The organism is Candidatus Venteria ishoeyi (genome assembly GCF_030378065.1).
GTDB lineage: Bacteria > Pseudomonadota > Gammaproteobacteria > Beggiatoales > Beggiatoaceae > Venteria > Venteria ishoeyi.
The window spans coordinates 1-8,861 of sequence record NZ_JAUCGJ010000082.1 but is presented as its reverse complement, the minus strand read 5'-3'; the positions used below and the strand labels follow the sequence as shown (position 1 = coordinate 8,861).

Below are 8,861 nucleotides of genomic sequence, written 5' to 3'. Positions count from 1 at the left end.
TTCAGCAACTTGGCTGGTCTTTTTCTCCATTTTCTGCGTTGTGAAAACAGTTACATAGCTTGCTATGCGCCTGTTTTCACGCCTTGAAAATGAATAAAAATCCTGCGCCCAGTTTCTGTATTTATTTCATCCTCACTCCTTAGCTTGAATGCAGCCTTTATTATTCAGGATAAAAATACTGCATTTTATGGTGCAGTACCTTTAACATCAGAACAATAACAGCAAATAATGCGAATTTCATAAAAACTATGCGCAATCAACAACAACGTCAGCAAATTGCAGAAACGGCAGCGCGCATTATGGCGCAGGAATCGTTAGATGATTTTAAGCTGGCGAAACAAAAAGCGGTTGCCCGCCTGGGACTTTCGCAAAGCCGTAACCTACCGGATAATCAGGAAATTGAGCAGGCATTGCGCACTTATCAAAAATTGTTTTATGGGCAAGAACAAAGCCAATGGTTAACCCAGCAGCGTCATACTGCATTGCAGGCAATGAAAATGTTGCAGTCATTTGAACCGTGTCTGGTAGGCAAAGTACTTAGCGGTACCAGCCATGAATATTCCACGATTAGCTTACATGTGTTTTGTGATACCCAGGAAGAAATTGCCTGGTTATTGATGGAGCAAAACATTCCTTATGAAATCAGCGAACGCTTATATCCAGGTATTGAGCGAAAATATCCTTGCTACCGTTTTATGGCTGGTGAAACACGCTTGTCTTTAACGGTTTTTCCCTATGCAGAAAAACGTCAGGCACCACCGGATCCCGTGACGGGAAAACCTATGCAACGGATGACAGAAAAGAAGCTTAAAGAAATGATAGCAGAGAATGGATGAACAAGCTGAGTTTGATTTAGACTTCATTCATCACTTGTGGTTTTCTGGTAGATAAAAAAATAACGCCCCTGAAGAAGGGGCGTTATTTTTTTATTCAGGAGTTACGTTTTCAGCTTGTAAACCCTTTTGACCTTGTGTCACTTCCATAGAAACACGTTGTCCTTCGATCAGGGTTTTCCGACCGGTACCGTTAATAGCAGTATGGTGAACAAAGACGTCCTTACCACCTTCTTGCTCAATAAAACCATACCCTTTCTCATCGTTAAACCATTTAACGGTGCCTGCGACTATATTTGACATGTTGCCCTCTTGCAATTTATTAAGTACTGATTTTTTCTAAAAATCAGTGTTACTGATTTATACCAGGATTTCACAAAAAAACCCAATATCCGGCTATGGTATACTTATTTACCCGTATTGCGCAACTCTTTACGTAAAATTTTTCCAATATTTGATTTTGGCAAGGCTTGCACAAATTCAATTTTTTTAGGTACTTTATACTCTGTCAAGTGCGTTTGGCAGTGGGTTTTCAGCGTCTTGGCATCGACCTCAAACCCTGGTTTTAGTACCACAAAAATTTTTACAGCTTCGCCACCACGTTTTTCAGGTATACCAATACAAGCCACCTCATCCACCGCTTCATGCTCTGCAACGATGGTTTCCACTTCATTGGGAAAAACATTAAAGCCAGCAACCAGTATCATGTCTTTTTTGCGATCAACGATATAGACATAACCCAACTCATCCATACGGGCTATATCACCCGTTTTCAGCCAGCCATCAGCAGTTAAGGTTTTTGCGGTCTCATCCGGGCGTTGCCAGTAACCTGCCATCACCTGCGGACCACGTACCCAGAGTTCGCCATCTTGCTGCGCTGTAACCTCCTGCCCCTCATCATCACGCAGCGATATTTCCACCGAAGGCAATGGCAGACCAATACTGCCCGTAAAATCTGTGCTGTCAGGTGGTACCACGCAGACAACGGGGGAAGTTTCCGTTAAACCATAACCTTCTAAAATATGATGTCCAGTGACTTGTTTCCATTTTTTAGCAACACTGGCCTGTACCGCTGCACCGCCACCCACTGTCAATTTAAACCGGGAAAAATCAACTTCACGGAAGGCTTTAACATTACTTAAAGCGTTGAACAGGGTATTAACCCCAGTCATGGCTGTTATTTGATAATGTTTCATGTCTGCGATCAGTTGTTTCAGATCGCGAGGATTGGGAATCAGAATATTGTGCGCGCCAAAACGCATGAACACCAGGCAATTAGCAGTTAGTGAGAATACATGGTAGAGCGGCAAGGGCGTTAAAATTACTTCCGTTCCGACTTGCGCCCGTATTTTTAGCCAAGCCTGTACTTGCTGCATATTGGCGATCATATTACGATGCGTCAGCATTGCACCCTTGGCAATGCCCGTTGTGCCACCGGTATATTGTAAAAAGGCCAGGTCTTGTGGTTGAATATCTTGAGGCTGAAAGGTTTTTTTATGACCCTTGGCTAAAGCTCTGCGAAATGAGACAGTACCGGGCAACTGGTAATCTGGCACCATTTTTTTAACATAAGCCACGGTAAAATTAATAGCTAAACGTTTGAAAAAAGGATGCAGATCGGCGATAGATGTCACAATAACATGTTGAATACAGGTTTGATCTATCACTGTTTCCAGCACATGAGCAAAGTGATCGAGCAAGATGATCACACTGACACCCGCATCTTGCAGTTGGTGTTGCAATTCCCGACTGGTATATAAGGGATTCACATTAACAATGGTCATACCCGCAGACAAAGCGCCAAACAAAGCCACCGGATATTGCAAAATATTAGGCATCATCAAGGCAATGCGGCTGCCTTTTTCCAGTTTGAGTTCTTGCGTCAGATAATTGGCGAAATCCTGGGAAAGCCGCTGTATTTCACGGAAGGTCAGTGTTTGTTCCATGCAACTAAAGGCCGGGTTGTCGGCAAATTCACTGCAAATCTGCGCAAAGCCTTCCGGAATGGATTGCCAGATGTCGGCATCAATCTGTGCAGGGATACCTTCAGGATATTGATTTAACCAGATTTTTTCCACAATTTAATCCTTTTTTTTCGGTCCTGAAAGGGATATCAATAACGGATATCGATATTGTTTAGATTTCTTCATCACGCAATAGCAAGTTCAAAATTCTGACCTGTCTCAACTGTAGCATAATCAACTTGTGCAACCCCAGATAAAGAATCCCTTATACATTTCGCCACTACATACGCCAGTTTACACGGTACAGCATTTCCTATCTGTGAGAATACTTTACTGCTCGGACCACAAAATATATAGCTTGCAGGAAATGTTTGAAGCAATGCGGCTTCATTGATTGTAAGTCGTCTCAGATAAGAAGGTGCATCATGCATACCTTGCGGCTTACCTCCAGCCATTAAATGTCGGTGATAATCCTCTACCCAGGATGCTGCATCATTATATAAATGATTATCATCAATGATAGGGGTTCTATTGCCTCCCATGCTTGCAGGTAATGTACTTGCCCACCCATCGGGATTTAGCGGCCTGCCTTGTCCATTAAATAACATACCTGCATATGGTGATTTTCTAAGTACAGGTTTTGCGGCAAGTGTAACTTTTGCATTGCAAATGCGATCATTATATTTACTGCCTGGTTTACCTAAAGGGATTAATACGTCGCGAAGCGTTGGAGCTAACTTTTTATACCTTTTAAAAGCGGATGAAAAAATTGCTTCAAATCCATTTTTCACGCCAATAAAAAACACCCTTTCGCGTGACTGAGGAACTCCAAATTCTTTTGCATTCAGAATGAGAGTGGTAACGGTATACCCGGCTTTCTGAAAACGTGAAATAAGCGCAGCACGTACTTCTTCAAACTTGGTGAGTGAACCAAGAGACTTTACATTTTCCATAACAAAGCCTTTTGGTTGCACACGCTCAATCACGGTACAAAAACTAAATATCAGCTTACTTCTAGGGTCATCTGGATCCATCTTCCCTGCAACTGAAAATCCTTGGCAAGGCGGTCCACCAAAAATAACATCTACCCCTTTGAATTTTGAGAATTCAGTTTTTACTTCATCAATATCCCCATCATAAAGTACTGTATCCGGGTGATTGGCATGAAATGTATCACAAGCATATTTATCCATTTCGTTTGCAGCAATGATTTGAAACCCTGCATCCCTGAATCCAACATCCATACCCCCAGCGCCACTAAATAATGAGATAGCTTTCATTGAATTATTCCAATTCCGAATAAATTAATAATTGTAGCATGATACACAGCATGAAAAAAGGTAAAACAATCCATGATCAACGCTATCAATCACTCATTTCTGAACTCGCTAAAGAACGTATTCGCCTGAGTATTTCTCAAGGGGAGCTTGCAGCTCAGATTGGATTAAATCAATCAGATATTTCCAAAATAGAGAAATATGAAAAACGACTTGATGTGCTTGAGTTTTCAATGGTTCTGGAGGCATTACGTATTGATGAAAATACACGACTTCAGCAGATCGTTAAAAAATTTACCGGGTTTCCAAATGAGTGAAATATCTAAGCGAAATAGTGCAGGCCAATATTATGTCAATACACGGCTTGGCGTTGCAAAAACGAAGTGTGATGAGGATTTTCAAGAATTTGGGACTTCATCAGATATTCATCAATTACTGACAGCGTTTATCGAAGTCAATGCAAAGGGCTTTCGTGGTGTAGTGGTTACAGCCTTAACGGGTTTACATTTAAATGAGAATTACGATCCACTCAATAATTTTTACGATTGCAATCCACGATCTATATTTGAAGGAGGTATTTGGTATGCACTACAAGAAAACGGTATCCCCTGCGGAAAATCCGATCCACTCAATGTTGCTAAGAATGTCTACCAATTAAATGAGGATTGGGCAAAGGGACGTAGACCGCAATCAGCCGCTATAGCCGCTGTGGAGTTCCTCAGAATTGTTGTTAACGCAGGAAAAGCTAAAAGAGCCAGATTCATCGATTATTTCTTTTTTCGTCTTTGGAAATATGCTGAAAGCATTAGCAGTTATCAACTTGCTGAAATTAAGCAGTCTGAATCAAGACAAACCCTAGGTAATAGATTAGTAGAATTTACCCTCAGATACCCAGAGTCGGGAAATCTTCCTCAATATCTTGTTTCACAACTTCTAGCTGCCGTATTCCGTGCTTCCACTATTCAGGTTGCTGGTGGAAATGAGAGTGTTTTTGGTACCAATACGACCTCAAAGAAACCTGCTGATATTTGGTTAGAAATTGAGGGTGATGTAACAAATTTATATGAAATTACAGTTAAGCCAGTGTCAAAAAAGCGGCTAGATGATAGTCTTGACGCACTTAATTCCACAGGTCATATTGATTGTTCTGTAACTTTCATATGCAGGTTAGCAACCGATGTTGTCGAACTTGATGTGGTAGAAGGCAGCTATTCTTACAAGGGTAAGAATTTTGATTTTGTAGATTATCAGGCATTTTGCTGTTCTATATGTGCCATATTAAATGATGAGGAATTTTCTGTTGTATTAAAAAATATTGCAGATTTTGTGCAAGACATGCATATTTCAATGAGAACAAAAGCGGGATGGAATGCGTTCTTTGAAACGGGAATATAACAATTACATGCACACTCTGCACCTTTCAGAAATTGCAATATTAAATATTAGGACATTTTTATGAAAAAAATCATATTTATTTTTTCGATGCTTTTTTTTGTTGCACAACTGCTTTTAGCGGCACAAACCGAGCGTTTGCTGAATGCTGGTGGGCGTTGTCTGGATGTACTCGGCCCTGAACTCTATCATCAGGGCGGTCAGGTACACAGTTGGGACTGTAATGATGCAGCGAATCAGCAATGGTATTTTGACGATAAGAGCCGTCTGGTTAGTCAGGCTGGCAGATGTCTGGATGTGCCTGGTGGACAGCTTAAAAATAATGGTGCACCGTTGCAAATTTGGGATTGTAATGATGCACCTAATCAACAATGGCAATTTGACACGCAAGAGCGACTGGTCAATGGTGGGGGCAAATGCCTGGACATTGCAGGTGCTGATTTATTAAAAACCGGGGGTCGGGTGCAGATTTGGGATTGTAATAATGCACCTAATCAACGCTGGTGGTTTTTAGGAAAAAAACCAGACACCACAACAAGTAGTCATAAACCGGCTCCCAATACCCGTGCCACTCCATCAGATACCAGTCCGACAGCACCGGAGACAACAACGACTGCGGACAAAGCCGATGTTTACCAGGAAGCACCTGCACCGTTTAAGGGTGTGGTTGCCGCGCATAATCAATGGCGTGCAGAAGTGGGACTGTCAGGTTTAAACTGGTCAGATGACATTGCCGCTCATGCCAAAGAATGGGCGCAGGTACTGGAATCAGAGGCGGGCACACAAACTTTTTGCAATATGCGCCACCGGGATCAGAATCGGCGCTATGGGGAAAACCTGGCAGGAGGCTATCGCTTAAGTCCACAAGTGGTAGTGGATATGTGGGCCAGCGAGAAAAAGGATTATGACATCACAACCAATCGTTGCGCAGCAGGCAAGGTCTGTGGTCATTACACCCAGATTGTATGGAAAAACAGCAAACAGTTAGGTTGTGCCACGGCGCAATGCGGCAATGGCAGTCAAGTGTGGATATGTAATTACAACCCACCGGGGAACTATGTGGGGCAAACCCCCTATTAATAGCGTTTACCGTTTGTAACGGGGGGTTAGGCAAAAGCTTCTTTTTCGCAGGTTTTGAAGGCTTGAAATGCAAAAAACCTGCTTTTGCTTCACGCAAGTTTTCATTTGCACCTTGCCAAACCCTATACCGGCACAAAAAACTGCCATAGCTTTGTACTGAATTTTATATGAAAAATACCTTGCCCCGCGCCTCGTTAATCAGTTTACTGCTGTTATTGGCTATTTTGCTGTGGGCTTTATGGGCACTATATCAGCAAAAACAGACGCTTAAACAACAAGAAAGCCTGTTGGCACAGCAAGAAACTCAATTGCAACAAAGCAAACAACAATGGCAACAAGAGCGTCTGGCGCGGCTACAAGCCTTGAATCAGGCGCAAGCTTACACTGCGGTATTGCAAGTGGCTGCACAATCACAAGCAACGCCTGCATTTCTGGCACCGGTATATGACAGCCTGCTGCAACTGCCGGAAAATGAACTGGTCAAAACCCTGAGAAGCAATGTCAGTCATTTTGCCTTGCAAAACGACAGCCTGAGTGAAAACTGGCAACTCGCCATCGCCAAAAAGGATATACAAATTCTGCAAGCCTCTGGTTTACAGTCACAATGTATGGGCTTACCGGTAGAGCAGGTGCAACATCTGACCTTTAACCGGCAAGGGGATAAACTGATATTGGCGGGTTATGATCACTTGTTGTATGTATGGGATTTGGAACAGAAAAAAATCACTCAAACCCTGGTAGGGCACACAGCACCCGTATTTAAGCTGCAATTCAGCCCGGATGACCGCTTATTATTAAGCCATGCTGCCGATCATAGTCTTGGCGTATGGTTTATGCAAAGCAACCGTCCCCATCTGGCGCTGGGACATCCTGACTGGGTCTATGACGCACAATTTAGCCCGGACAGCCGGTATATTGTCAGCGCAGCAGCGGATCAACAAGTACGTATTTGGGATGCAGACAGTGGTCACTTATTACATACTTTGACAGGACACCAAGGCCCTGTTTATCGAGTGGCTTTCAGCAGTGATGGTCAACAACTGCTCAGCATTGCAGAAGATGGACAGGTCATACGCTGGCAAGTGAAAACTGGCAAACAAATACAATCTTATCAAAATCAGGCAGGTGCTGTACTGGATGCCGCTTTCAGCCCGGATGACAAACAGATTGCCAGCGTTGCTCTGGATGGCGGCCTGCGTATCTGGGCAGTAGATGGCAGGCTTTTATACACTTGGCGCAGTCCTTCTGACTGGCTGGCAAAAATACTGTGGGCGGATAATGAGCACCTGTTAGTCAGTGGTAATCACGCCAGTTACTGGCTGCGCTGGTCTGACAGCCAAAATACTCTGCAATTACTCGCCACGCTGGCACAAAATCAAGGGGAATTACAACAAGCCAAGCTGCTCAGACAACCGCAACAGGCTTATGATGTTTTGTTTACCCTGGATATACGAGGACAACTGCAACGCTGGCAATTGTTTCGTGATGAGCAGGCGTTATGGCAAGAATTTTTATCCGCTTTTCACCCCTCTTTGCATTAGCAGCCTGTCACTTTATCAACTGCTCCCGCACCCAATGGTATATCGCATCCTGGTGATAATGTGTGTGCCAGTATAAATAAACTATAAATAAACGCTTACTATTCGCTTATTTTTTTTGGAGAAAAAAGAATTGGCTTTTAGTGATTTGCAATCAATAAGTTAACGATTTGACTGTATTCAATGCAGTGGAAATCCAATCCATTTTGATCCATCGGCTAGCATCATTATCGAATGACTCCTGAGAGGTTGTCCAAGAACTCAATTTTTCAAAAAATCAGATTTTTAACTTTTTGATAAATAACGAATTAATTTTAGCAAAATGATTGATTTTGCTATTCTCGGACAGCCTTCCAGGACGTAACTCATTGATATTTCGTAAGCCTAAATTAATTCTTGGAACTACCCATTAAAATAGGCAAATGGTGAGTATTACTAATCGTCTACAGGAGGTTGACCATCAACAGGAGGCTGACCGTCTACAGGAGGTTGACCGTCTACAGGAGGTTGACCATCTACAGGAGGTTGACCATCTACAGGAGGTTGACCATCTACAGGAGGTTGACCATCTACAGGAGGTTGACCATCAACAGGAGGTTGACCGTCAACAGGAGGTTGACCGTCAACAGGAGGTTGACCGTCTACAGGAGGCTGACCGTCTACAGGAGGTTGACCATCAACAGGAGGTTGACCGTCAACAGGAGGTTGACCGTCAACAGGAGGTTGACCGTCTACAGGAGGCTGACCGTCTACAGGAGGCTGACCATCAACAGGAGG

9 protein-coding genes are annotated in these 8,861 nt (G+C 43.1%); 6 read left to right on the top strand and 3 right to left on the bottom strand.

Annotation, left to right across the window (positions count from 1 at the left end; genetic code table 11):
- Positions 1 to 248 precede the first annotated feature (248 nt).
- Complete coding sequence (locus tag QUF61_RS17660) at positions 249 to 836, top strand: hypothetical protein (protein WP_289682883.1); 588 nt, start codon at positions 249 to 251, stop codon at positions 834 to 836.
- Positions 837 to 926: 90 nt separating this feature from the next.
- Here the strand turns inward: QUF61_RS17660 and QUF61_RS17655 are convergent, their stop codons facing one another.
- The 3 genes from QUF61_RS17655 to QUF61_RS17645 form a co-directional block, all read right to left on the bottom strand.
- Positions 927 to 1,136 carry a cold-shock protein gene (locus tag QUF61_RS17655; protein ID WP_103919926.1) on the bottom strand — a complete coding sequence of 70 codons (210 nt, stop codon included), beginning with the start codon at positions 1,134 to 1,136 and terminating at the stop codon, positions 927 to 929.
- A gap of 104 nt (positions 1,137 to 1,240) precedes the next feature.
- Positions 1,241 to 2,911, bottom strand: a complete 1,671-nt coding sequence (locus tag QUF61_RS17650) for an AMP-binding protein (protein ID WP_289682882.1) — start codon at positions 2,909 to 2,911, stop codon at positions 1,241 to 1,243.
- A gap of 71 nt (positions 2,912 to 2,982) precedes the next feature.
- Positions 2,983 to 4,077 (bottom strand): DNA cytosine methyltransferase, encoded by a 1,095-nt coding sequence (locus tag QUF61_RS17645; RefSeq protein ID WP_289682881.1) that lies wholly within the window; start codon positions 4,075 to 4,077, stop codon positions 2,983 to 2,985.
- Positions 4,078 to 4,127: 50 nt separating this feature from the next.
- Between QUF61_RS17645 and QUF61_RS17640 the strand changes: the two genes are divergently transcribed.
- From QUF61_RS17640 to QUF61_RS17620, 5 genes are all read left to right on the top strand, one after another.
- Positions 4,128 to 4,391, top strand: a complete 264-nt coding sequence (locus tag QUF61_RS17640; protein WP_103919923.1) for a helix-turn-helix domain-containing protein — start codon at positions 4,128 to 4,130, stop codon at positions 4,389 to 4,391.
- On the top strand, positions 4,384 to 5,469 hold the full coding sequence (locus QUF61_RS17635; protein ID WP_289682880.1) for a hypothetical protein: 1,086 nt from the start codon (positions 4,384 to 4,386) through the stop codon (positions 5,467 to 5,469). Before QUF61_RS17640 ends, QUF61_RS17635 begins: the two co-directional genes overlap by 8 nt.
- Positions 5,470 to 5,529: 60 nt before the next feature.
- Positions 5,530 to 6,546: a CAP domain-containing protein gene (locus QUF61_RS17630; RefSeq protein ID WP_289682879.1), complete on the top strand. Its 1,017-nt coding sequence runs from the start codon at positions 5,530 to 5,532 to the stop codon at positions 6,544 to 6,546.
- A gap of 167 nt (positions 6,547 to 6,713) precedes the next feature.
- Positions 6,714 to 8,087: a WD40 repeat domain-containing protein gene (locus QUF61_RS17625; RefSeq protein WP_289682878.1), complete on the top strand. Its 1,374-nt coding sequence runs from the start codon at positions 6,714 to 6,716 to the stop codon at positions 8,085 to 8,087.
- A 450-nt stretch (positions 8,088 to 8,537) separates the two neighbouring features.
- A partial coding sequence (locus tag QUF61_RS17620; RefSeq protein WP_289682877.1) for a hypothetical protein occupies positions 8,538 to 8,861 on the top strand: 324 nt, incomplete at its 3' end.